The sequence below is a fragment of the Amycolatopsis sp. NPDC059657 genome (assembly GCF_042734395.1).
GTDB lineage: Bacteria > Actinomycetota > Actinomycetes > Mycobacteriales > Pseudonocardiaceae > Amycolatopsis.
This window is the reverse complement of record NZ_JBHWEB010000015.1, coordinates 74,105-98,416: the sequence shown is the minus strand read 5'-3', so window position 1 is coordinate 98,416 and position 24,312 is coordinate 74,105. Positions and strand designations below refer to the sequence as shown.

The following is a 24,312-nucleotide window of genomic DNA, read 5'->3' as shown; positions in this document are numbered from 1 at the left end:
CGTTTTAGACGTACGCGTGCCCAGATGCCAACTACCGCACCTGGGGTTCGAGGTTTGGCGATCGGTGAACCGGGTACAGGAAATCCCGTGGTCAGTGCCGGGTTCTTCCTGTCGTCGGAGGAGTTCGCGGACGCCGGATTCGACGAGGTCGATCGCCTGACCGCCGCCATGGGTCCGTGCCCGTGCGACACCGTGGCGGACTACTCCGAGCGCGAGCTGCTGACCGTTCGCACATCTCGGCGACCTCGCGCCTTGTGCACATGCCGCGGCCGGCTGTGAGCGTCGTCAGGAGGGATGCGATGGCGATTGGTCGGCGTGAGCGACTGCTCGGGCTGCTCGACGCCGAGGGCAGCGATCCTCTGGCATTGGTGCGGCGCGTATGTGTGCTGTGCCTGGAAGAGCTGTCCGTTTCAGGGGCCACGGTGAGCGTCAGAGGTGACGCCGGCGCGCCTGAGCTGCAGGCGCTGGTGCATTCGGCGGGCCAGGCGGCTGTGCTGCTCGATGAGCTTCGCTTGACCGTGGGGGAAGGGCCGAGTGTGGACGCCGTCGAATCCGGTGGTCCGGTGCTGGCCGCCGATCTGGCCGGCGGTGGTGGCCGGTGGCCGGGGTTCACGCCGGGTGCGCTCGCGGCCGGGATCCGCGCGGTGTTCTCGTTCCCGTTGCAGGTCGGCGCGGTGCGGGTCGGCGTGCTGGATCTGCACCGCACGATGCCCGGCGCGTTGAGCCGGGACCAGCTGGTTGACGCGTTGCTGCTGGCAGAGATCGCGACCGAGGCCCTGCTGGCCGATCTGGGCGGCGCGGATCCGATGAACGTCGGCTGGTTGTCGGATATTCACGCCGTGGTGCACCAGGCGTCAGGCATCGTGGCCGTGCAACTGGGGGTCAGTGTGCGGGAAGGGTTGCTGCGCATTCGCGGGTACTCCTTCGCCAACGAGGTACCGCTGAATGAGGTGGCGCGCGACATCGTGGCCCGCCGCCTTCAGCTCAAGAGCGGAGGATGAAGGACATGAGTGAGACATCCGAGATCACCGCCGGTGATGGCCGGGAGCAGCGGCTGGTGGCCGCTTTCGTCGCGCTGGCGGACACCCTGGTGGACGATTTCGACTTGATGGAGTTCCTGAGCATGCTCGCAGGCCAGTGCGTCGACCTGCTGGAGGTTTCCGCTGTCGGGGTGATCCTCGTCGATCAAAACGGCAGGCTGCGGGTGGCTGCCGCCTCCTCGGAGCGGGCGGAGCTGCTGGAGCTGTTCGCGGTGAACACCGAGGACGGACCCTGCATCGATTGCGTGCGCGACGGACAGCCGACTGCCAGCGCGGACCTGCGCCTAGACGTTGATCGGTGGCCCGGATTCGCCGAGGCGGCCGCCGAATGTGGCTTCCGTGCCGCGCAGGCGCTGCCGATGCGGCTGCGCCGTCAGGTTATCGGAGCGGTGACTTTGCTCGGCATCGAACCGGGTGGCGTCACCCCGGGCAGCACCCGCCTTGGGCAGGCCTTGGCCGACGTCGCCACGGTCGGCATTCTGCAGCAACGGTCGATCCAGCGCGGAGAGCTGCTGTCGGAGCAGTTGCAGACCGCGCTCAACAGCCGGGTCGTCATCGAGCAAGCCAAAGGAGTGCTGTCCGCACGCGGAGGAAACCTCGGTATGGACGAGGCGTTCGCGAAGCTGCGCGCTTACGCCCGTTCACACAACCTGGGGCTGTCGGAGCTGGCTCGTTCCGTCGCGGACGGCACCGCGGACGTCGACGCGATCATGTCCCACCAGCTCAGCGTCCGGCCTTAGCCGGGCCGCGCCGGTTTGGGGTACCGAGGTTCGGGGAACACCTTGATCGACATCGCTGCGGAGCCCCGTCCCAGACCCTGGCGGACTTCACCTCACGGATGGTTCGTTCATGGCTCAGCTCGGCGGAAGTACTGACAGCACCGCGGAAGACGCGGCCGTTCTCTACGGCCTGCGGCTCGGTGCCGCCGTCGCGTGGCGCTCGCTGGTCATCGCCGGCGGGCTGACGGTGCTGGGTCTCTTGGTGGTCCGGCTGGCGGCGGTGGTGGTGCCGGTCGCGGTGGCGTTGCTGCTCGCCGGGTTGCTGGCGCCGTCGGTGTCGTGGCTGGTGCGCCGGAAGGTGCCGAGGGGGCTGGCTACCGCGATCGTGGTCGTCGCCGGGCTCGCCACGGTGGGCGGCGTCATCACGTTCGTCGTGATCACGGTGACCGAGGGGATGCCGGAACTGATCGAGCAGGTCCGGCGCAGCATCGGCGAACTACGTGGCTGGCTGCGTGAGGGGCCGCTGCACCTGAGCCAGCTGCAGCTGGACCAAGCGCTCGACAAGGTGTCCGCGACGCTGAGCGCGAACCAGTCGGCCATCGCCTCCGGCGCCGTGTCGACCGCGCTGAGTGTGGGGGAGCTGCTCTCCGAGCTGCTGCTGATGGTGTTCTGCCTGATCTTCTTCCTGTCACAGGGAAAGCAGATATGGGATTTCCTGCTGGGCGGTGTGCCGCCGCGGGTTCGCCGGCGAGTGGATCTGGCCGGCCACGAAGGGGTCAACACCCTGGCGCGCTATATCCGGGGGACCGCGGCCGTGGCCGTGGTCGACGCGGTCGGTATCGGCTTGGGGCTGCTGATCATGGGTGTGCCGCTGGTACTGCCGTTGAGCGTGCTGGTGTTCGTCGGGGCTTTCATCCCGGTGATCGGCTCCGTGGTCACCGGCGCCGTCGCGGTGCTGGTGGCGCTGGTGACCGACGATGTCGTATCGGCGTTGATCGTGCTCGCCGTCGTGGTGGGTGTGATGCAGCTGGAAAGTCATGTCCTGCAACCATTTCTGCTCGGCAGGGCGGTGCGGCTGCATCCGCTGGCGGTGGTGCTCACCCTCGCGGCCGGGCTGGTGATCGCCGGTGTCATCGGCGCGCTGCTGGCGGTGCCGCTACTCGCGGTACTGAGCTCGGCGGTGCGCAGCTTCGTCAACTCGCGACCATCGGCGATCGGGCGCGTACCGGCCGACCAAGATCACCCGTAGCGGAACCGCTGACGGCACTCCGTTGAGGGTTTGCGGCAGGCGCCTGGGGGAATCCGAGCGGTTCGCGGACGAAAGGAGCGCCATGAAAGCCGTAACCTGGCACGGCAAACGGGATGTGCGGGTCGACACGGTCGAGGATCCGAGACTGGTCGAGCCGACCGACGCGATCGTACGGGTCACCTCGACCGGGATCTGTGGTTCCGACCTGCATCTCTACGAAGTGCTCGGCGCGTTCATGGAGCCGGGCGACATCCTGGGCCACGAACCGATGGGCATCGTCGAAGAGGTCGGCGCCGAGGTGAAGCACATCAAACCCGGCGACCGGGTGGTGGTTCCCTTCAACATCTCCTGCGGGCGGTGCTTCATGTGCGACCGGGGGCTGCAAAGCCAGTGCGAGACCACGCAGGTGAAGGAGTTCGGCAAGGGCGCGTCGCTGTTCGGCTACACCAAGATGTACGGCCAGGTGCCGGGCGGGCAGGCCGAGTACCTGCGGGTGCCGCAGGCCCACTACGGCCCGATCAAGGTGCCGGACGGCCCGCCGGACGAGCGGTTCGTCTACCTGTCCGACGTCGTCCCGACGGCGTGGCAGGCGGTCGAGTACGCGCACATCCCGCAGGACGGCACCGTTGTGGTGTTCGGGCTCGGGCCGATCGGGCAGATGTGCGCCCGGATCGCGCAGCACCGCGGCGCCGGCACCGTGATCGGGGTGGACCTGGTGCCGGAACGGCTGGCCCGCGCGGCGAAACACGGGGTGACGACCGTCGACACCCGCGACCATCGCGATATCGGGGACGCCATCCGGCAGCTCACCGCCGGGCGCGGTGCGGACTCGGTGATCGACGCGGTCGGGATGGAGGCGCACGGCGCGCCGATCGGGAAGATCGCGCAGGACCTGGTCAACCTGTTGCCTCAGGCGATAGCCGCGAAACTGACCGCCGGGATCGACCGGCTCAGCGTGCTGTACGCGGCGATCGACAGTGTGCGCCGCGGCGGCACGATCTCGCTGAGCGGTGTGTACGGCGGGATGGTCGATCCACTGCCGATGATGGAGCTGTTCGACAAGCAGGTCCGGCTGCGGATGGGCCAGGCCAACGTCCGGCACTGGATCGACGACGTCATGCCGCTCATCACCGAGCCGTCCGATCCGCTCGGGGTCGAGGGATTCGCCACGCACACGCTGCCGCTCAAGGAAGCGCCGCACGCCTACGAGATCTTCCAGCAGAAGCGGGAGGGCGCGATCAAGGTGCTGCTCCAGCCTGGGCCAGGCTGATCGACACTGATCGACACAAGGCCGGGGCACCCGCGATGAAGCGGGTGCCCCGGCCTCGAAAACCGCGGGTTGTCTAGAACCAGTGGCTGCGGCCGCCGATCTTCCGACCGGCACTGCCCAGTACGGCCAGCACGGCACCGATCACCACGAGCGCGATGCCGATCGACCAGAGGACCGGAATGGACGCGACGAAACCGATGATCAAAAGAATTACACCGAGAATAATCAAGGGAGTGTCTCCTTTTCGCTGTGCTCAGGACGAGGATGCCCGCTGAACGGAATTCGAAACCCTTTCGGGGGAATTAGTCATGATTTCCGGTTGAGGTGTGAAGATCACCTCGCCGGGGTAGGCCCGGTGCATGACCAACGGAAGCGGCGAAGCCGCTGTGGAGATCACCCCCTGTGAGAACGGCCCGCTGCTGGTGCGCGGCGACGTGCGGCTCGTGGCGCAGGACGGACAGCGGATCGAAACGGGGCGCGGCACGATCGCGCTGTGCCGGTGCGGCCGCTCGGCGATCAAGCCGTTCTGTGACGGCACGCACAAGGTCACGGGCTTCCGCGCCGCGAGCGGACCGCACCGCGACCCGCTGCGCCCCACCGAGCCAGGGGACGGCTGACGGGTCAGGCCGCGGTCCCGGTCAGTGTGCGCCTGAGGCCGCTGGCGCCGGTCTTCCACGTTTCCAGCAGGTGGTTCGCCATGGCGTTGTCCACCGTCAGCGCGCAGGCGGCGCCGAACAGGATGTCGGGGATGGATTCGGGGTGGTCGTGGGCGTAGCCGCCGCACAGGTCGTGTGCGGCGATCTGCTCGTGGACCGCGTCGGCTTCCACGTGTTCGTCGTAGAACCGGGTGGTGTCCGCGCCGTACCCGAGACGCCGTAACCCGTTGCCGTAGCGGCGATTCGGCAGTGACGACGTCATCTCGAAGATCGCGAGATGCCCCAGCAGCGACGGCGTCCAGCGGCGATGTAACCCGAACAACGACATCGTGTTGCTCACCGCCAAGGTCACCGCGGGAACCTGATCGACGTAGGCGCCGTAGGTGTCGTCGAGACCGAGGCCGCGCATGGTGTTGCGGAACAGCTCGGAGTGCATCCGCTCGAGTCTGCCGCCGCCGTATTCGTCGGCCTGGATCTCGATCAGCGCCGCCTTGGCCCGTCCGCCGATGCGGGGGATCGCCCAGCTGTGCGGGTCGGCTTCCTTGAGATGGTAGATCGACCGGTGTGTCACGAACTCCTTGAACTGCTCGGCGGTGGCCTTGCGCTGCAAATAGGCGGCCAGCGGGGGCCCGTCGTCGGCCTCGATGAGTCCGGTGAGCGCGGCGGGTACGCCATCAGCGTCCACAGTGCACTCGCCGACGGATCCGGTGTGATGACGCAGTGCGCGCACGAAGGGAGCTTCGAGCGCCGCCCGGAAAGCCACAAAGGACGGTGTGCTTTCCCAACGGTCGTCGACGTCGTCGAAACCCCGGTAGCTCAGCTCGTAGCAGGTCCACAAGCTCAGTTGCAGGTCTTCGTCGGCCAATACCGTCTCCGGCCCGCCGGAGGCGGGGGCTCGGGTGTGGCTCGGAAGCGGGGACGGCGCGGTATCCGGTGACCCGCGCAGTGCGGCGGCGAGCGTCGCGCCGATCGGGCCACGGGGCTCGGGCAGGAGCATGACAGGTCCTCTCGACTGATCATCACGGCAGGTCGAGGGTTTACCCGGGGCGCGGCCATTTCACACACGCGTGATCAGCGGCTACCGCGAGGCAGCTCTGGGGCATCGGTGTCGAGCGGGACGTTCTTCGCGCGCACCAGCCCGAGCTGGACCGTCTGGCGTTTCGAAACGGCTTCGAGTGCCCAGTCGATGGCGGTGCGTAGCCGGTTTCCCGGCATGGCCAGCAGGTGGTATGCCCGGGTGACCGCTTTTGCCGGCAGCCCGGAAAGGGGGATGTGCAACGGGTTCGCGGCTGCCTGGTGCGCGCCGAGGTCGACGACGAACCCGAGGTCGTGGTGCCGGTATTCGGCGGACGTGCCATAGCCGAGCGACGCGGCGACATTGCGTGCGGCGAGTTTGCCCTGCCGCTCGGCATGCTGCGCGGTCATCGCGGTGAGCTTGCCCGGCCGGGTCAGGTCCGGGACGGCGGCGGCGTCTCCGCAGGCGAACACCTCGGGGTGGCCCGGCACGGTGAGCCTGGTGTCCACGACGAGGCGGCCCTGCGCGGTTTCCAGCCCGAACGCCTCGACCAGCGGATCCGGCCGCACCCCGACGCACCAGACCAGCGTGCGGGTGGGCACGGCCTGGCCGGTGGTGAGGGTCACCCCGGTGGTGTCCGCGTCGCTGATCGACGTCTCCATCCGCACGTCGACCTCGCGCGAGCGCAGCACCCGGCCGGCGGCGCGCCCGAGGCGTTCGTCCAGCTCGGGCAGCACGCGTGGCGCGACGTCGAGCAGCATCCAGCGGATTTCCTGGTTCGCCAGCTCGGGATGGCGGGACGCGAGCGCGGCGGTGAACGCGGGGCCCTGCGCGGCGACCTCGGTGCCGGTGTAGCCGGCGCCGACCACGACGAAGGTGCACCTGGCGTCCCGCTCCTTCGGGTCGTCGGTGCTCGCGGCGAGCTCGATCTGGCGTGTGATGTGGTCACGCAGGTAGAGCGCTTCCGGAAGCCCGCGGAACCCGTGCGCGTACTTCGCGACACCGGGAATCGGCAGCAGCTTGTTGACACTGCCCGCCGCGAGCACGAGCCGGTCGTAGGCCAGCATGTGCTCGTTGTCTTCCGTGTCCACGTACGTGACGTGTTTCCGTTGCAGGTCAACGGATTTCGCGGCGCCGAGCGCGAGGCGCGCACCCGGCAGTGTGGCCGGGATCGACACCGACACGCGGCGCGGGTCGAGGATCCCCGCGGCCACCTCGGGCAGGAGCGGGAGGTACAGGAAGTAGTCGGTCGGGTTCAGCAGGACGATCTCGGTTTCTTCGGGCAAGGCCTTCCGGAGTGTTTTCGCCGTGTTGTATCCGGCGAAACCCCCACCGATGATGACGACCCGCATCGCTTCTCCTTCTCGAGTGATCACTGGTACGCGTGCAGGATGTCGGCGGTTTCCTTTCGTCCGGCTACGGGGCGCGCTTCGGAAGTGGGCGGGTGGCCGGTCCTTCCAGCACCGCGCCGTCGACGTCGAAGCGGGAGCCGTGGCACGGGCAGTCCCAGCTGCGCTCGGCGCCGTTGAATCGCAGCAGGCAGCCGAGGTGGGTGCAGCGCAGTGACACCGCGTGGGTGCCGCCCATCCGGTCGCGGTAGACGCCTTTCTTGCCGAGCCCGTCGGACACCACGCGCGCGGTGTCGACCGGGATTTCGTCGGCGTCGGCCGCCTCGGCAGGGATGAGACGGTCGGCGATGAGGTCCTTGGCGACCTTCGCGTTCTGCTGCAGCAACGTCGGCGCGTTCGACAGGCTCAGCCGGTGCGGGGAGAAAAGCTCGGCGTGAGGGTTGTCGGCGCCGGTGACGCGGTCGGCCAGGATCTCGCCGGCCACTGTGCCCATCGCCAGGCCCCATTTGGCGAAGCCGGTCGCCACCCACAGGTGCGCGGCTCCTGGCAGGTACGACCCGACCATCGGGAGCTTGTCGAAGGCCACGGGATCTTGAGCGGACCAGCGGTGGGTTATCTCGGCGATGTCGAAATGCTTGCGCGCGAAATCCTCCAGCGCGTTGTACCGGCTGAAGTCGACGCCGCGTTCGCCCGCGGGATGACTTTGCCCGCCGACTATCAGGTGGTCGCCGTGGCGGCTCAGTGACCAGGCCGGGCTGCCGACACTGATCGCGAGCTCCGCGGGAGGCGCGCCGGTGCTCAGCCGGGCGGCGACGCAGTAGGAGCGCTGCGCGTCGAGGCGGGCGAAGAAGAGACCACGGTCGAGGATCGGATAGTGGGTGGCGACGACGACCTGCTCGGCGGTCACCGCTCCGCCGTCCGTGCGGACTTGGTAGGGAGAGGTGACCGAGACGTCGTGGACGCGGCTGTGCTCGAAAATGCGGCCGCCCGCGTCGATCAGTGCCGCGGCCAGCCCGCGGACATAGTTCGCAGGATGCAGCACGAACTGACCGGGCAGGCGCACCGCTCCGAACGTCGGGAACCCGACATCCAGCCGGTCGGCCCACTCGACCGGCAGCCCCGCTCGCTCGGCCGCGTCGGCCTCGGCACGCACGGTCTCGATTTCGTCGGCGGTGTAGGCGAACGTCGCCGCGGGCGCGCGGTGCAGATCGCAGCCGATTCCTTCGGCCAACGCGGCCACCAAAGCCACGCCGGCGGTAGCGGCCGCGCCGTAGCGCGCGGCGACCGAGCCATCGTGGTCGCGCTCAAGAGTCGAATACATGGTCGACTGCAGCGCCGTGACTTTCGCCGTGTTGTTGCCACTCACCCCCGCGCCGACGCGGCCTGCCTCGAGAACGACGACGTCGACACCGCGGCGGGCGAGCAGCAGCGCCGTGGTGAGCCCGGCGATACCGCCACCGATCACGACGACATCCGCCTCCCGCGGCCCCGGCAGCGCCGGATGATCGGATGTGTCCGAAACGGTGTGCAGCCACAGCGACTGGTTCGCGGTCGTGGTCATCGGCGCCCTCTCAGCAGCGGAGTTTCGAGGCGTACCCGGCCGTCACGGTTCTAAACGTCGCCGGATCACCCGCGGCACGCGAACCACGGCCCTGACACGCTGGAGGTTTCAAAGCCAGCCGCGGCGCTTGAAGATCGCGTAGAGCCCTCCGGACACCACGACGATGGCGACCGTCGAGACCCAGAAACCCCAGGGCTGCTCGAAGCCGGGATACGGCACGTTCTGGCCGTAGAAGCCCGAGATCGCGGTGGGGACCGCGATGACCGCCGCCCAGCTGGTGACCTTCTTCATGATGATGTTGAGCCGGTTCCCCTGGACGGCGAGCTGGGTCTCGCGGATGGTGGCGACCAGTTCCCGCAGCGAGTCCGTCCATTCCGAGGCGTGCCGGACGTGGTCGTGGACGTCCTGGAAGTACGGCGCCAGCTCTTCGCCGACGATCTGGAGATCACCGCGCGTGAGCGTGTCGACCACCTCCCGCATCGGCAGCACGACCCGCCGCAGTGTCACCAGGCACTTGCGCAGCCGGACCGACCGCTGCTGCACGGCGGCGTGGGTGGCGCTGTCGTCGAACACGAGGTCTTCGAGTGCCTCGAGCTGGTCGTCGAGGGCCTGCACCGCGTCGAACTGACTGTCCACCACGTAATCCAGCAGGCCGTGCACGAGGAAACCGACGCCGGCCTTGGCGGGGCTGTCCGCGTCATCCCAGCGGCGCGTGACGGCGTCGATGTCGAAGTGTCCGGTCTGGTGGACGGTCACCAGCACGCGTTCGGTGATGAACGCCGAGACTTCCGAGGTGTCGAGCCTGCCCGGCCCGGAGTCGAACCGGACGGCGTAGACGTTGAGGAAGCAGTGCTTGTCATAGCGGTCGACCTTGGGCCTTTGCCGCGCGTGCAGCGCGTCCTCCACTGCCAGGCGGTGCAGGCCGAGTTCGTCCCCGAGGGAGGCGAAGTCGTCTTCGGTGGGGTCGCACAGGTCCAGCCACACCACCACGGCCGGATCGGCGAGATGCTCGGAGATCTCGTCGACCGGGAAATCTTCGGTTTCCAGTACACCATCGCGATAGAGCCGGCTGCGGGACATGGTGCCTGGGTTCCCCGACGGCACGGTTCTCACGCGCGGCTTCGCCCCAGCGTGTTCGGCCGCCGACTAGGCGCGGGCTGCTCGCTCGACCTGGTGCTGGTGTGCCGTTCGATTGTGTCGGCGGCACACCCTGTCACCTGGTTTCAGTCGGAGGATTTCTGGAGTTCGTTGTGGCGTTGGTCTTCGTGGAGTTGGTCTTCGAGGGAGATGATGCGGCAGGCGGCGTCCACGGCGGTGCCTTGGTCGACCAGTTCCCGTACGCGTGCGGCGATGCGCAGCTGGTGCCGGCTGTAGCGGCGGTGTCCGCCGGTGGAGCGCTGCGGCTCGATGAGCTTCGCCTCGTCGAGGCTGCGCAGGAACCCTTGCGTGGTGCCGAGCATCGCCGCGGCCCGGCCCATCGTGTAGGCGGGGTAGTGCTCGTCGTCGAACTTGTCGAGCCCGCCGGGCTCGACGGTATCGCGTTGGTCAGGAATCATTCCACCTCCACATCACAAGGGACCCCAGGTGCCAACTACGGCACCTGGGGTCCCAGGATCAGGTTTCACCATTGTCAACCGGCCGTGCGACCGGCTTTCCGTACCCGCGTCGTATCGAGCGGGGATCGCTCATTCGTAACCGAGAACCACCTGCCAATCCGATGGGACTGCGGTACCCGCGCGGCGCTGTCAGCCCGCGGCGGGCGATCCAATGATGCGCCCTTTCCTTTCTTTCCTGTGTTGTTCTCTTACCTTGTGCCTGTGCGATCGTCATCGGCTGGAACCCCTTACCGAGATCGGTCCCAGTACGCCTGACGTCGCCGGTCACCGTGGCGGAACCCCTTACACCGATTGGCTCCGCCACGCCTGACCGTCTTCATTGCCTACTACGAACTACTCACTACGAACTACTCACTACGAACTACTCACTACGAACTACTCACTACGAACTACTCACTACGAACTTGCACTCGATACAGCACTTGCACTTCCACGGATGCGCTGACTCCACCCGCGTCTTGCCACTACCTCGACGGGACCGTCACTACCTTCTTCACAACCCGGTCCCGGGTACTGCACCGGTCACCAGCCGAAACCTGTCCGTTGATCGGCTCCGTCCTGCCTGACCGTCTTGTCTCACCTCGCGGGTAGTTACGTCATCTCCCGCGCCTGCTTGACGTTGTCTCTCTCGTACGAGGAGAACACTACACACGCCCGGCGACGAATGTCTACCCCAGTCGGCACAGATTTACTCCGTCACCCGAAGAGGCGAGGAGCGAGGTTCGGGAATTCGCGGAGTGCCCGAACCCCGCCCGTATGTCTACAGTGGACTCCGGAGATCCGGCACGCGGACGACGAGATGACCGCAGGGGAGCGGTCATGAGCCGGGAAAGTTGCGCGCGGCGACGCTGACAGGTCGTTGCCGTCGGCGCCTTGCCCGGTTCGTCCGTGCCTCGGACTAGTCACCCGATCACGTGAGCTGTGTTGCCGGATCTTCCCGAGCCGCGGTGCTGCCGGGTTAGCGCTAACAGCCCCGTGACGGGACCAACGGTCGGCGGTGAGGATCTTTGCCATAGACCTCATCCCCGGTCATCTATCCCACCGCGATATCCGCGTCGAGCACCCGGATGATCATTTTCGCGGCCTGACGAGACTTCGTCGCGAACCTGGTCTCGACCGGAACCCCGGCCCGTGCCCGCCGCTGCTGGTTTTCACAGCTCAAGGACGTAGCCAGCCAGCTCGTGTAGTTGGGAGCGGGGCCGTTTCCCTGGTCGTGCGGTCCCGTTCCCGATTGATCTGTGCCGTCACAGCAGGTGCTGGTGCCCAACCCGCCGCTGTCGGTCTGGGGAGATCAGGCCGTGAGGCGGCTTTCCGACCAGCGGCGTGCGGCTGCTGCGATGCCCTCAATCCAGGGTTCCGGGTCGGCCTCCGCGATGCCGCGCCAGAGGGCCGCTTGAGCGGCTGCAAATGCGTCCAAAGAGTTCGCCGGTGCGGAACGCCACGAGGGAACCTGGTTCGCCCAACTCTCCGCGTCCTGTGGTGGGTGGCCTGAGGCGATGAGCCAAACCACCCAGCACGCCGGGTCGATCCAGGCTGCACCGCGGGTCGCCCATGCCCAATCCACGAACAACGCCGTGTCGTTGACCAGGACGTTGCTGGGGCTCCACTCGGTGTGAAGAAGGTGGTCGCCAGCGAACAGATCCGGCGTGTCGCTGAAGCTCGCCCACCGCTTCTCTGCGAGCTTGAGGTCAACGGCCGGGCACGGTAGCTCTTGTAATGTCCGCATTGAGTCGACGAGCTTCGCCAGATCGGGCGATCCAGGTGAGTAGTCGACATGGTGGCCCGACACGTGCTCGAATCCCAGAAGGTTCCAGTCGTCGCTGTCGATGGACCACTTCAGCGCGGCGGTCACTGGCCGGACATACGGGTTGACGGCCTTCTCGCGGTGTTGGGTCCACACGCGTGGGTGATCAGTTCGTAGTCCCTTGACGAACACGGGTCCGTCTGCCGCGTGGAGCACGACGGCGAGTTCGGAGTTAAGACCGGTCGACACTGGCTCGATGCTGCTGAGCGGTCCGGTGTGCGCCTCGATGGCGCGTCGGATGTCCTCGGAAAGTGAGTCCCATGTGACTCGTGTCGTAACCACGGTGGCACCTTACGGTCGGTGACGCCTCGGGGCTGACCGAGGTCAGCCCCGAGGCGTCGGCTGGTTACCGGTAGGGGTTGTCGTCGTTGCAGCCGCACACGATCGTGTCCGAGGTGAATCCGTCCAGATCGCGGATGATCTGAATGTCCGGCTCCTCGGGATCGGTCCGGGGTGGCGGTTCGAGCGTGAGAGCTACTGCGGTCATTGGTTGACTACCTTTCTTTCTTCGGTGTGCTGGCAATAGTTGGCCAGCGGTGCCTTCGCCTTGCGAAATAACGAGGCCAGCGGCATGCATGTGCCGCATGTGCCGCTGAGCTGACAGCCCGTGCATCCGCCTTGGCGAAGTAGTAGGCCGTCCGCGATGCCCGCGAGACGGCGCAAACCGTCGATTCCTTCACTCACCAACGAGATCTTGGGATCGCGCGCGACCTTGCAGGTGCATGCGTTGCCGTGCGGGTCGACGTGGAAGAACGTGTTTCCGGCATCGCAGCCGTTGAATTGTGTGCGTTTGGTGAGGTGTTGGGGCGACTGCGTAGCCAGCACGCCAGCGTCGCCGTGGATGGTCGGAGAGATGTTCGCAAAGTCGGTTGAGGGAATCTCATATGCGTCCGCCAATGCCCTCATTGCGTCGGCTTCGTGAGCGTTCTCCTTGGTGGTGATGATGCTTAGTTCCAAGGGCAGCCCGGCTTCGTGTGCGGCTGCCAGGCCTCGCGAAAACGCTGCAAATGCGCCTCGTCGCTGCGTCAGTCCATCGTATGTTTCTTCCGTGGCCCCGTAGACGCTAAGGGTCAACTTGTGTGGCGGCCTTTGCGTCAGCAGGTCAAGCATGACCGGATTAGACAGGCGAGAACCATTGGTCAGCACCTCAAGCATCATTCCGAGCGCGAACGCGTATGAATACGTTGCCGCAAAATGCTTATCAATCATCGGCTCGCCGCCGGTCAACTGGAGCCATACGATGCCAGCATCACGTAAGACGTGCAACACTTCGACCCGCTCACCCCAGGGCAAACCCTCGAATTGTTTTACGCCAAGATAGCAGTGTTTACAGTCGTAGTTGCAACCAAGGTTGAGTTCATAGCTAGCTCGACTGTAATTCAATGACGACGGGCTGCGAACTAGAATCGCGTCCGCTGATTTTTGGCCGCTAAGTTCCAGCCCCCAAGTCCTTCGCGCAACTCCAGAAAGCCAATCCGGACACGGTTCCGCTGGGTTCAGATGCTGCAACTGAGCGAACCTGCTTTCAGGAATCTTCAATCCTTGCGGCCGACCTGGACTAAGCAGCAGGAATGAAGACTGAAACGGGGTGGCAATCATCTGATGCATATCTAAATCTCCTGTATGTCGACTTAAGGGCGCTCAGTTGGACGCATGCCTGGCGGACGGTGTCATGAACGGGGTTCCGTTCCATGGTCGAACCAACCACTGTCAGTATTTCGAGACTTGCGCTTAGGGGGCGGAACTGGCTGCGGTATCCGTTTTGGCAATGGTGAGAGGTTTACTGGCCGACTGACGCCCGAACAAGTACCGTGCGGCCAGCACTTTCCGCAGTATCGCCACCGCGTCCCCCTTTGCCGACGCACGCAAACGGTCTCGCACGCGGACAGGCCCAGGACCTGATTTTGGAGGCGGAGCCAGCGCGCCTCGCCATGGACGATGCGGTGGAGCACGTTTCCATGCAGCATGCCCGGCCAGGCCTCCTCGTTGTTTGAGACTCCGAAGTCCATCTACAGTTCCAATTAACGGTGACAACTACGTGCCACTTTCCCTCTTGCGATTGCCCGCGTGACGGCGCAGCCCTCTCTGACGTTGCACGGTTGGTGCCCGCCAGAGCGCCTGGCCCGTCGCGCTGAGGACTGCCAGATAAAGCAGGCCGAAAGCGGCACGTAGAACTTCATCGATCAACATGCGCATCCATCACTAGGCGTTGAAGGACTCCCGCCGCGCCGGGGGATGCCGTCGGGGTTGGCGCGCGACGGGAGTCGACAGGTGTCGCGTGCAGCAATTACTTGCGCTTCGACACTCGCATCGGACCTCCACGGGACCGAAATTGAACGTCGTTTCTCTCCGATAGCAATCCGTGGACGAACCCGTATGAACGGCCGGTCGCCTCGACAAGGTCGCGAATGCTCTTCCCTGCGTTATATTGCGCGCCAATTCGCGACCGAGTTGCTCCCTAAGCGGGCCTAGTATCCGTGCATGTGGCGGCAACTCCGCCATCGCAGTCACGGCTGACTTTCCTTTCTTTTTCACCTCCACGCGTTGACGAGTTGGCTTCGAGGATTTCCTGCTTTTTGAGACCTTCACTTCTTGACGCCTGAACAGTTTCGGTTGGCCTGGGTAATTAAGGGACAGGTCTATCCAAAGTCGAGCTTGGGTTTGCGCGGTAGAAACACTGAGTGAGCCGATGTACTGCTCGACCTCAAACGACTGCTCGGCCCCCGACTCTTTGCGTGTCGCGGTCAGTAGCCACGGGTACTTCTTGCCGTTGGTAGGAGAGAGAAGCCAAGTTATGGAAGCGATTTTGCATCGATACTCGCCTAGGCCAACTTGAGTCCAGTTGAATTCCGCGGCTGACACTATTGCCCTCGATTACTTCGCCCCGAGCCTACGGCTCGACGGGCGGATTTGCGGGCGGGTCCAAGAGGTTGGTCATCTCTCGCAGTAAAGACGCCATCTGAAGGCGTTTCTCATTCGAAAGCATTCCGAACTCCAAGGCGCGTATCACAAATGGAAGGTGGCGGCCGATAGCAGCAAGAGCCTCGGCTAACTCGGCATCGCTAACAGGCTTGCCCCTCGGGTGGGTCATCGAGCCATGTCCGCCGCAGAGATCAATGGGTACGGTCTTGACCGTCACGGCATGCGCGAGGGGGTGAGCGTCGCTCGGTGAGCGGCTCAAGGTGTGGGTGTCTCGGTCGACGACGTGCCGAATGGCTCGGGTGTCGCCGCAACTCGCGAATTCGTATGGTCATGCCGCCGCTCCGTCTCCTTAGCTTCATGGACGGCACCCAACGTCCGGGACGGTCCGCCGCCAGCGACTGGAACTCTGCGGGAGCCTGCCCGCGACTCGAAGGCTGAAATGTCGGCCGGGCGTCGGGTGCCTGTACTCAGACTGGTAGCTGTCCGTAGCAAGGCGTATGACGAGTTGTGACTATGTGGTATGCGCATGACGCATACACGCGGCCCAAACGGCCGCGTAGTGTGACTAGACTTCTACGTGAAGTCAGCGTTACCGAGCCGACGAAAGCCGACGATATGGGACTTGGTCGCCCCGCGCAGTACTGCCCTTGCGGTTCGCGCTTGGCCGAGGACAACGACGGTCGGCTCTGCGGCTCGTGCAGCCGGAGCAAGCGGGCATTGCTGGTCGGAGCCCCCGACGTTCCTCCCGAGTTCTGGGAGACGGACCAGTTCAAGGACGCCTTCAAGGCGCGGCATATGGGCCGCGTGGTGTCTACTTACCGCCGTCACCCTTGGCACGGAGGGACTCTGTCGCAGGGCCTGGTAGGTAGTTGGCTCAGCCTGTCGCAGACGCAGGTGAGCAGATTCGAGTCTGGTCGTCCCTCCAACGACCTCGGTCGACTCCTACAGTGGGCACGTGTCCTTCGTATCCCTCCCGACCACCTGTGGTTCCGCCTGCCCGAGCCCGCCGCAACGGCCGACAACGCGAAACTGCCGTTCACACTCAGTGGTCGGCGCGTCGTCGCCGCTTGGGATGCTGAAGCTAAAGCAGACGAGCGGCTGGACGACATGAACCGGCGCGAACTGCTCCGCTTGTTGAGCCTGGCAGGCACGCTGCTTGCCGCACCCCAACTTGATCTTGACCGGTTGTCCGACGCCCACCAAGCAGGACAGCTGGGAAACGCGTCGCTCGACGAGTACGGCCAGCTGAATGCTCACCTGTGGCGCGTGTTCTCCGCGTCCGGCTCGAAACGCCTCACGCTTCCGGTGGTTCGGCGGCAGCTCGGTGTCCTGACTGAGGCGATGCAGAAGCCGCAGAACGAAGTGGTCAGGGAACGTCTCTGCTTCCTGGCCGGTGACCTCTTCCAACTGTGCGGCGAGATCTTCTTTGACTGCAACCACTACACCGAAGCTGCTCAGTGCTACTCCCTGGCGGCCAACGCATGCAAGGAAGCACGTGCCTTTGATCTCTGGGCATGCGCGATGACCCGGCACGCGTTCATCAGCGTCTACGAACGGGATTTCAAACTCGCGACGCCCTTGCTCGATAGAGCGGCGTCCCTTGCCGAACGCGGCGATAGGAGCCTGTCTACTCGCCATTGGGTCGCTGCCGTCCAAGCCCAGGCATACGCTGGGTTGGGCGAGTTCGACGCCACCGAGCTGGCGTTGGAAACTGCTCGACAGGTAGACAGCTTGAGCGGTCCCGTGCACACAAGCGGTTGGTTGCGCTTCGAAGGATCTCGCATGGCGCAGGAAAGTGGGACCTGTTACGTCGAGCTGAATCAGCCGGACCTCGCCGAGACGGCCTTGGCCACAGCACTCAGCCAAGACCTCTCAGACCGGCGACGTGGGAGTGTTCTCGCTGACCTCGCCATGGTGGGCGCCCAACGCCACGATGCCGACCAGCTAGTCGTCTATGCCGACGCGGCCTTGACCGCCGCGCAGAAGACCGGCTCGGCTGGCTACGTCGGCCGAAGGCTCGCCAGTCTCCGTCCGCAGCTCGCACCGTTCATCGCGCGCCGCGACGTGCGCCAACTCGACCAGCAGATCAAGACCCTGAGCACGGCCTCGGCCGTCTAAGTAGCTAGGAGACGACGACTTGTCCGCAGAGCCCGGCCGCATCTTCCGTGAAGCCTGGATCGATGGCGTCAAGAAGTACTACCCCGGTGAACCGAAGCCCGGCTACATCACGCCGTGGGATGACACACCCTCGTGGGAACGCGAAAGCGCCGCGGCCGTGTACGACCAGGTGCGCCAGTTCGTCGAAACGTCCGGCGGTACGACTGCGAAGCTCACACGTGAGCAGCGAGGCCGCTTCGTCGCGACCTGCTGGATCGCCCAGATCTACAAGCACATCCCCGACCCGAAACCTGGCTACGTGGCGGACTGGACCGATCTGCCGGAATGGCAGCAGCAGACCGACTCCGACATCTTCGACGTCATCGAGCGAGGTTTGTGACGGTAAGGGGCGTTGCCCGGCGGACTGGGGCGCGCCCTGGCCGGCTCTTTCCTGCGGCGGGACGGCAGCGTCGGCGTGCCGGTCGTGCAGGTCGGTGATCATGCTGTTGAGCGCTGCCCAGGATCGGCGGGTGAAGCCGAGTGTCGGCACCAACGTCACGTTCGAGGAGTTCGTTCACGCTCGGTTACTGGTGTTGGAGATCCTTGGAGAAAAGGAACTGGAACGCCTGGCGCTTCGAGGAACGCGCCAAGAGTCACAAGACGCTCGGGAAGTGTTCGTGCAGTGGGAGCGCGCCCGGCTGGTCTTGCTTGAGCTGGAAGCGCCCTGGTCACCTATGCACGTTGAGTGAGATGGACTCCGGGAGCTCCGCGAAGTCGTCGGTGATCCCGAAGCCGTGGCGGATTGTGCTGGTCGGTTGCCGGGTGAGCGGCGAGAGCTGATGCTCAGCGAGTTCGCCTGGTGGCGAGACCGCGAGATCCGACGCATGCGCGCGCTGGACGGCGAACTGCAAACCAAGCTTGCGGATACCTCTGACCGCGCGACCGAGCTCAGCTGCGGTACGACATCGAGTTCGAGAATGATCAGCGTCAGGTGCTCGAGGTCCTGTCGAAGCCAGACGCTGCGGCGATGTGCTCGGAATGTGCCAGCCCGCTGGACTGGCAGAACGGCTCGTGGCCGATCCGTTCTGCCGATTGAGGAGATCATCGGCCGGCAGGTGGAGGTCCAAGCCGGACATCCGGGCGCGATCGTGCGGCGTGGTTCAGCCAACAAGTGGGAGATCTGGCCTCCGAAGATCACGAGCCCTCGTGCGAATGGTCGGGGCATCGTTGGATCAGGTGTACTCGGAGCTGGTTTCGCCGACACTGAGCTTGGTGTCGATGATGATGGATCGGCCGTGCAAGGTGACGCATCTTCAGGCAGTGGTTAGTGACACGGACTGTCCGAATCCGGCGCGGCACGCGGTGATCGACGAGGACTGTAAGCAGTCTGAAATCAAGCCAGCTCAGTACTTCATTGGCCTTCGCTATGTTGATGTCGGCGTCGGCGTATGGGGCGTCGGCATGGCCTGCGAGCGTGGTGCGGCACGGCGCCGACGATGTGGCGCGATGAGGGTGACCGTGCGATGGGTCATACTCGTCCGGTGGGTGCAACGGATCACGTCAAGGACGAGACGTCCGAACGGGAGGCGGATGGGGGTGCCACCTACCGGCCGGGTTATACCCGGGCGGCGGAGCGGATCCAGCAGTTCATCGCCGAGCAGGGCTTCGTGCCGGGTGACCGGTTACCCACCGAGGCGCGGTTCGCCGAGATCCTCGGCGTCAGCCGTACGATCACCCGGGATGCGCTGAAGACCCTCGCGGCCGCCGGCCGGATCAGCACGCAGCGGGGGCGGGGCATCTTCGTCGCCGATCCGGTGGAGGCGCCGGCGTCGCCGTTGGCCGGGTTCGTGCCGACTGACATTGCCCATATCATGGCTATGTTCGAGTTCCGAGGGGTGCAGGAGCAGACTGCGGCCGGCCTGGCCGCGACGCGGGCTACGCCGGGTGAGTTGGTTGCCATCGACGACGCCCTCGACGCGTATGCCCGGTCGTTGGAGGCTGCGGATCCGAGGGTGATGGCGGCCGCCGACGAGTCCTTCCACTGTGCCGTCGCCAGGGCTGCCCACAATATGGTCTTGCTCGACTCGATCGTGACCGTTCAGAGGCTGCAACGGCGGGTGGTGGCGGCGGCGTTCGGCGGATTCAGCGGTGGGCCGGTGGCTACCGCTTTGGCGGAACACCGTCAGATCATCGAGGCTGTCCGACGCGGAGATGCCGAGGAGGCAGGCAATGCGGCTCTGGCGCACGTCGAGCGCACCCGCCTGAGTTATCAGGCGGAGATCGATCGGCGAGTCTTCCGGTCGCACTGACCGCAACCACGGGGCACGACCGACAGGTAGATAGCTGTCGGTCGTCCTCTCCCGAACCCTGCTACATCTGTGCCAAATGAAGCAGGTTAATGATTCCTTCCGATTCGGTGCTTACCTACGAGTTCCTGTCGCACACCTACGTTCCGTAGGGGTGAAGGTCGATACGCGTCTTCTTGACGCCCTCATCTGCCCGGTCACGTCCAAAATGAGGCCTACTCATTCCGGGAAGTGACTGATATGTTGCACACATCACACGAGATGTACCGGCTTCATTGACGCAGGTGCGATGTCGCCCCGCCCAGACCGGAGTCACCGTGCGCATCACCCACGTAGAAACCTTCTCTGCCGACGTCGCCGCTCCGGAGCCGCCCTACCGGTGGCGTGACGGGTTGCGCGGCGGGTCCGGCGGACAGGTCGGCATCATCCGCATCGGCACCGACACGGGTGCGACCGGTGTGGCTACCGCGCATAAGCCGGGCTCCGCCGTCGTTCTGCGGGAGCTCGTTGACCGCGTGCTGCGCCCGGAACTGGTCGGCACCGACCCGTTGCAGCGCGAGTGGCTGTGGGAGCGCCTCTGGAACATCGACCGCACCGAGTATCTGCCTGTTCATCTGCTCGGCGTCGTCGACACAGCGCTGTGGGACCTGGCGGGGCGGGTGCACGGCGCCCCGTGCTGGCAACTGCTCGGCGGCTACCGCACGCGCATCCCCGCGTACGCGTCGACCGTGACGTTCGATTCGATCGAGGAGTACCTCGACGTTGCGGACCAGTGTTTGGCACTCGGCTATTCGGCCATCAAGCTGCACGCCTGGGGCGATCGCGATCGCGATACCCGGCTGATCCAGGCGCTGCGGGCGCACGTCGGTCCGGACATCCCGTTGATGTACGACGGCTCCGCGGCGTTCGACCTCGCGGACGCTGTGCACGTCGGCGACGCACTGACCGAGTGTGGCTACCTCTGGTACGAGGAACCGATCCGGGAGTACAGCATCACGGCGTATCGGTGGCTGGCCGAGCGGGTCGGTGTGCCGCTCAACGTGGCCGAGACGATCCCCGGCGCGCATCTGAGCACAGCCGACTTCCTTGCTGCCGGTTGCGCGACCTACGTCCGGACAAGTGCGGCCCTGCGCGGCGGAATGACCGGTGCGATGCGGATCGCCCATCTAGCGGACGCCTACCGGCTGCGCGCCGAGGTGCACGGCAATAGTCAGTCGGCCCGGCATCTGTGCATGGCGATCCCCAACACCACTTACTACGAGTCCCTCGTGACCGCCAACCCCGTACGCAAGGGATCGGGCGTCGAACCGGACGGCTCGGTCTCGGCGCCCCGCGACCACGGGATCGGCCTCGCACCCGGGCCCGCCTATCCCGCCGCGCTCGGCGAGTACATCTGCGTCCCATGACCGGCCGCCCGCATCACCACGACGACATGACCATTCCTGGGAGGAATACATGACCATCCCGTCGACCAGGACAGGCCCGCGTCGAGGCCGTGCGCTGGTGGCCTTGATGACAGCCGTGTTGCTGACCACCGCCTGCGCGAACGCCGACCCCAACCGGGCCGGCGCCCAGCGGGCCGCAACCGGCCCGTTCAGCCCGGCGCCGCAGGATCCGTCGAGCGAGATCACCGTGTGGGTGGACGCGACCCGGACCGCCGCGGTCGAGGCCTACCGCAAGGCTCACCCTGAGGCCAAGGTCAAGACGATCACCTACAGCGGCGGCGCGAACGGAAGCACCGAACTGCGGACCAAGGTCGAGCTGTTCGACCGTACCGGTCAAGGGTGGCCCGACGTTGTCTGGCCGAACGTCCAGGACCTCTCCTGGGCGACCACGGGGGCGACCCCGTTCGCCGCTCCACTCGACACGCTGGTCGACAGGTCCGTGCTCGACGGGTACGTCAAGGGCGCGCTCGACCAGTGCGCCGTGGGCGGCAAGGTCTACTGCCTGCGCAACGATCTGGCCCAGAACGTGCTCTGGTACAACAAGAAACTCATGGATCAGTTCGGCTACCAGGTCCCCACGACCTGGGAGCAGTGGCAGCAACTGGGCCTGCGGGTGAGTAAAGAGCACCCGGGATACCTGGTCGGTGAGGTCGGGAGCCCGACTACGCCGTATATCTACTTCTGGGGCAGCCAGTGCCCGGCCAGTGTTCTCGCTGGGGAGAAGAAGGTGACCGTCGACCTCCGGGCCCCCACGTGCACCAGAATGGCGCAGCTGCTCGATCCGTTGCTGAGTGCCGGCGCGCTGGGCACCCGTAACAAGTGGGACACCGGCTTCATCAAGGAGCAGGCCGCGAAGATCCTCATGATGCCGGGGCCCGCTTGGTACGGCCAGGCATTGTTCAATGCCGGCTACCACATCCCGGCGGGAGAGATCGCGGCCGCCGCGCCGCTGAAGTTCGCGGCGGACGCCGAGACCTGGACCGGCGCCGTCGGCGGGGGGATGTGGTTCGTCTCCTCACACAGTCGCAACCTCAAGGCCGCCGTCGACCTCGTCACCTGGGTCACCACCGACCCCGGATACACGGCGACCGCCGCGACCTACCCCGCCTACGGCCCAGCTGCGACCGGCTGGCTGGCGGCCCAGCAGGCATCCGGCTACTACGCCAACGACATCGGCCCGGTCCTGCACCAGGCCGCCCCGCGGATCTGGACCAAGTGGGCGGTCAGCACGCTGTACAGCCAGGAGGCGATCTACGCCGCGACCATGGTGCCGGCGCTCTCCGCCGGCAAGTCCGTCTCATCGCAGATGGACCTGTGGCGGCAGGCGATCGCCGACAAGGCCACCGCACTCGGCTACGAGGTCGGCTGATCCGATGGTGGCGACCGAAACTCCCCAGGCACGGGTCGGCGCGAGCAGGGCCGGTATCCGGACGGCGAAGCCACGCGCGCGGCGGGTCGGCAGCGGCCGTGTCGGCTACCCCTTCGTGGCCGGCTACACGATTCTCCTGCTGTTGTTCGGCGTGGCGCCGGCGGCCTATGCCCTGTGGCTGTCGGTGACCAACTCCAGCGGGCAGTTCACGGGGCTGGGCAACTTCACCCGGGTGTTCGCCGACTACCGGTTCGGCTCGGCCTTCGCCAACATCGGGCTCTACCTGGCCCTATGGCTCGTCACCCTGATGGTGCTGGTGGTGACACTGGCACTGATGCTGCACGGCAGGCTGAAGCGGACGAGCGGGGTGGTCCGCTTCCTCTGCTACCTGCCGGGCGCTTTCGCCGGAGCGTCGAGCGTGCTGATCTGGCTGATCCTGCTCGACCCGGTCGCGAGTCCGGTCGGTCCGGTGCTGCGGGCCGTCGGCTGGGACAGCGCGGCACAGGTCGTGGCGCCGGAAAATCTGCCGGTGATCTTCACGATCATCGCCTTCTGGGCGGGCGCAGGCAGCTGGATCGTCATCATGTACGGCGCGCTCAACGGTATTCCGAACGAGGTCATCGAGGCGGCCCGGATCGACGGGGCCAGCACGGTGCAGATCGCACTTCGGATCCAGCTCCCGATGTTGCGTAAGTGGATCGCGTACATGCTGATCCTCGCCTTCGCCGGCGGGGCCCAGCTGTTCGTCGAACCGCAACTCGTGGGCACGGCGAGCTTCGGGCAGGTGCCCGACGACTGGTCGCCCAACCAGCTCAGCTACCAGTTCGCGTTCGTCACCGCCGACTTCAACGGCGCGGCGGCCATCGCGGTCGTCCTGCTCGTGCTGAGCCTCGGCTGCGCCGCGGCCGCCGTATTCAAGGCCGGGCTGTTCGAGAGGGGCCACTCGTGACCAATCCGTCGTCGATCGCGAACCGGATTCCCTTCGGCCGGAACCGGGCGAGCGTGACGTCAGTGGCCGCCCGGGTTGCCTGGGTATTGGTAATCGGCGTCTTTCTGTGCTTCTTCGCCGTGCCGATCGTCTGGTTGCTGCTCGCCCCGACCCGAAGCGACACGGGAATCGTGCACGGCGCCCCGTTGACCTTCGGCTCACTGGACGACCTCGCGGCCAGCTGGCAGCACCTGTACGACTTCCAGTCGCACGCGATCGTCACCTGGATAGGCAATTCGGCGCTGTATTCGTTTTCGGCGCTCGCCATCACGCTGGTCACCGCCGTGCCCGCCGGCTACGCGCTGGCTACCACGCAGTTTCGAGGGAGGATCGCGCTGTTGACGGTCACCCTGCTGGTGATGCTGATGCCCAACGCCACCCTGGTGCTGCCGCTTTACCTCGAGATGGACGCGCTCGGCCTGGCAGGCTCCCGGTTGAGCGCCATCCTGCCGCTCTCGTTCTTCCCGTTCGGGGTGTACCTGACCTACATCTACTACACCACCACCGTCTCCGGCGACCTGCTGGACGCGGCCCGCATAGACGGCGCGAGCGAATGGACGGTCTTCCGGCGGATCGCGCTGCCGCTGGCCCGGCCGGTGGTCGCACTGGTCGCCTTCTTCAGCTTCGTGCACAGCTGGAACAACTTCTTCCTGCCGTTCGTGATGCTGCCCGACAGCGAGCAGTATCCCGCCCAGGTAGGGCTGAACTCCTTGTTGACCACCTCGCCGATGTTCAACTCCTCGAGCGGCATCTCGGAGATCCTCCGGCCCGAGCTGGCGCTGGCCGCCTTGCTCACCAGCGTCCCGGTCCTGATCGTCTTCCTCTTCTCCCAGCGCGCACTGGTCTCCGGCATGACCGCCGGAGCGACGAAGGAGTAGCCGTGCGGATCGTACGAACGACGAGTCA

The 24,312-nt window shown here is 65.8% G+C and carries 24 protein-coding genes and 1 pseudogene; 14 read left to right on the top strand and 11 right to left on the bottom strand.

What is annotated here, in order from left to right; genetic code table 11:
• Nucleotides 1-54 precede the first annotated feature (54 nt).
• The 5 genes from ACFV15_RS10995 (at nt 55) to ACFV15_RS10975 (ending at nt 4,278) form a co-directional block, all read left to right on the top strand.
• Nucleotides 55-279, top strand: coding sequence for a hypothetical protein (locus ACFV15_RS10995; RefSeq protein WP_378350036.1), 225 nt, complete (start codon nt 55-57; stop codon nt 277-279).
• 20 nt (nt 280-299) lie between these two features.
• Complete coding sequence (locus ACFV15_RS10990) at nt 300-1,001, top strand: GAF and ANTAR domain-containing protein (RefSeq protein WP_378350035.1); 702 nt, start codon at nt 300-302, stop codon at nt 999-1,001.
• A 5-nt stretch (nt 1,002-1,006) separates the two neighbouring features.
• Complete coding sequence (locus tag ACFV15_RS10985) at nt 1,007-1,780, top strand: GAF and ANTAR domain-containing protein (RefSeq protein ID WP_378350034.1); 774 nt, start codon at nt 1,007-1,009, stop codon at nt 1,778-1,780.
• 109 nt (nt 1,781-1,889) lie between these two features.
• The gene (locus tag ACFV15_RS10980) at nt 1,890-3,008 is read left to right on the top strand and encodes an AI-2E family transporter (RefSeq protein ID WP_378350033.1); all 1,119 of its coding nucleotides are present in this window, start codon (nt 1,890-1,892) and stop codon (nt 3,006-3,008) included.
• 82 nt (nt 3,009-3,090) lie between these two features.
• Complete coding sequence (locus ACFV15_RS10975; RefSeq protein ID WP_378350032.1) at nt 3,091-4,278, top strand: zinc-dependent alcohol dehydrogenase; 1,188 nt, start codon at nt 3,091-3,093, stop codon at nt 4,276-4,278.
• A gap of 73 nt (nt 4,279-4,351) precedes the next feature.
• Here the strand turns inward: ACFV15_RS10975 and ACFV15_RS10970 are convergent, their stop codons facing one another.
• On the bottom strand, nt 4,352-4,507 hold the full coding sequence (locus ACFV15_RS10970) for a hypothetical protein (protein ID WP_378350031.1): 156 nt from the start codon (nt 4,505-4,507) through the stop codon (nt 4,352-4,354).
• Nucleotides 4,508-4,637: 130 nt separating this feature from the next.
• Between ACFV15_RS10970 and ACFV15_RS10965 the strand changes: the two genes are divergently transcribed.
• Nucleotides 4,638-4,895, top strand: a complete 258-nt coding sequence (locus ACFV15_RS10965) for a CDGSH iron-sulfur domain-containing protein (RefSeq protein WP_378350030.1) — start codon at nt 4,638-4,640, stop codon at nt 4,893-4,895.
• A gap of 4 nt (nt 4,896-4,899) precedes the next feature.
• On the opposite strand, the gene ACFV15_RS10960 is transcribed toward ACFV15_RS10965, so the two are convergent.
• The 10 genes and pseudogenes from ACFV15_RS10960 to ACFV15_RS10915 form a co-directional block, all read right to left on the bottom strand.
• The gene (locus tag ACFV15_RS10960) at nt 4,900-5,931 is read right to left on the bottom strand and encodes an iron-containing redox enzyme family protein (RefSeq protein WP_378350029.1); all 1,032 of its coding nucleotides are present in this window, start codon (nt 5,929-5,931) and stop codon (nt 4,900-4,902) included.
• Nucleotides 5,932-6,005: 74 nt separating this feature from the next.
• Nucleotides 6,006-7,301 (bottom strand): NAD(P)/FAD-dependent oxidoreductase, encoded by a 1,296-nt coding sequence (locus ACFV15_RS10955; RefSeq protein ID WP_378350028.1) that lies wholly within the window; start codon nt 7,299-7,301, stop codon nt 6,006-6,008.
• A gap of 64 nt (nt 7,302-7,365) precedes the next feature.
• Complete coding sequence (locus ACFV15_RS10950; protein WP_378350027.1) at nt 7,366-8,859, bottom strand: FAD-dependent oxidoreductase; 1,494 nt, start codon at nt 8,857-8,859, stop codon at nt 7,366-7,368.
• Nucleotides 8,860-8,967: 108 nt separating this feature from the next.
• Nucleotides 8,968-9,939: a magnesium transporter CorA family protein gene (locus tag ACFV15_RS10945; protein WP_378350026.1), complete on the bottom strand. Its 972-nt coding sequence runs from the start codon at nt 9,937-9,939 to the stop codon at nt 8,968-8,970.
• Nucleotides 9,940-10,082: 143 nt separating this feature from the next.
• Nucleotides 10,083-10,415 (bottom strand): MerR family transcriptional regulator, encoded by a 333-nt coding sequence (locus ACFV15_RS10940; RefSeq protein ID WP_378350025.1) that lies wholly within the window; start codon nt 10,413-10,415, stop codon nt 10,083-10,085.
• A gap of 1,093 nt (nt 10,416-11,508) precedes the next feature.
• Nucleotides 11,509-11,637, bottom strand: a complete 129-nt coding sequence (locus tag ACFV15_RS10935; RefSeq protein WP_378350024.1) for a hypothetical protein — start codon at nt 11,635-11,637, stop codon at nt 11,509-11,511.
• Nucleotides 11,638-11,766: 129 nt separating this feature from the next.
• Complete coding sequence (locus ACFV15_RS10930) at nt 11,767-12,327, bottom strand: aminoglycoside phosphotransferase (protein ID WP_378350023.1); 561 nt, start codon at nt 12,325-12,327, stop codon at nt 11,767-11,769.
• A gap of 298 nt (nt 12,328-12,625) precedes the next feature.
• Nucleotides 12,626-12,766 (bottom strand): hypothetical protein, encoded by a 141-nt coding sequence (locus ACFV15_RS10925; protein ID WP_378350022.1) that lies wholly within the window; start codon nt 12,764-12,766, stop codon nt 12,626-12,628.
• A complete protein-coding gene (locus ACFV15_RS10920) occupies nt 12,763-13,887 on the bottom strand; it encodes a radical SAM protein (protein ID WP_378350021.1) in 1,125 nt (374 codons plus the stop codon). Before ACFV15_RS10920 ends, ACFV15_RS10925 begins: the two co-directional genes overlap by 4 nt.
• 679 nt (nt 13,888-14,566) lie before the next feature.
• Nucleotides 14,567-14,781: pseudogene (locus tag ACFV15_RS10915) on the bottom strand (helix-turn-helix domain-containing protein).
• A gap of 1,080 nt (nt 14,782-15,861) precedes the next feature.
• On the opposite strand from ACFV15_RS10915, the gene ACFV15_RS10910 reads away from it, so the two are divergent.
• The 8 genes from ACFV15_RS10910 (at nt 15,862) to ACFV15_RS10875 (ending at nt 24,284) form a co-directional block, all read left to right on the top strand.
• Nucleotides 15,862-17,319: a transcriptional regulator gene (locus ACFV15_RS10910; RefSeq protein WP_378350020.1), complete on the top strand. Its 1,458-nt coding sequence runs from the start codon at nt 15,862-15,864 to the stop codon at nt 17,317-17,319.
• Between the two features lie 19 nt (nt 17,320-17,338).
• On the top strand, nt 17,339-17,698 hold the full coding sequence (locus ACFV15_RS10905) for a hypothetical protein (protein ID WP_378350019.1): 360 nt from the start codon (nt 17,339-17,341) through the stop codon (nt 17,696-17,698).
• Between the two features lie 94 nt (nt 17,699-17,792).
• Nucleotides 17,793-18,047 (top strand): hypothetical protein, encoded by a 255-nt coding sequence (locus ACFV15_RS10900; RefSeq protein ID WP_378350018.1) that lies wholly within the window; start codon nt 17,793-17,795, stop codon nt 18,045-18,047.
• Nucleotides 18,048-18,839: 792 nt separating this feature from the next.
• Complete coding sequence (locus tag ACFV15_RS10895) at nt 18,840-19,607, top strand: FadR/GntR family transcriptional regulator (protein WP_378350017.1); 768 nt, start codon at nt 18,840-18,842, stop codon at nt 19,605-19,607.
• Nucleotides 19,608-19,921: 314 nt separating this feature from the next.
• On the top strand, nt 19,922-21,010 hold the full coding sequence (locus ACFV15_RS10890) for an enolase C-terminal domain-like protein (RefSeq protein ID WP_378350016.1): 1,089 nt from the start codon (nt 19,922-19,924) through the stop codon (nt 21,008-21,010).
• Nucleotides 21,011-21,059: 49 nt separating this feature from the next.
• Complete coding sequence (locus ACFV15_RS10885) at nt 21,060-22,418, top strand: ABC transporter substrate-binding protein (RefSeq protein WP_378350015.1); 1,359 nt, start codon at nt 21,060-21,062, stop codon at nt 22,416-22,418.
• A 4-nt stretch (nt 22,419-22,422) separates the two neighbouring features.
• A complete protein-coding gene (locus tag ACFV15_RS10880) occupies nt 22,423-23,367 on the top strand; it encodes a carbohydrate ABC transporter permease (RefSeq protein WP_378350014.1) in 945 nt (314 codons plus the stop codon).
• On the top strand, nt 23,364-24,284 hold the full coding sequence (locus ACFV15_RS10875; RefSeq protein WP_378350013.1) for a carbohydrate ABC transporter permease: 921 nt from the start codon (nt 23,364-23,366) through the stop codon (nt 24,282-24,284). Before ACFV15_RS10880 ends, ACFV15_RS10875 begins: the two co-directional genes overlap by 4 nt.
• The last annotated feature ends 28 nt before the right edge of the window (nt 24,285-24,312 follow it).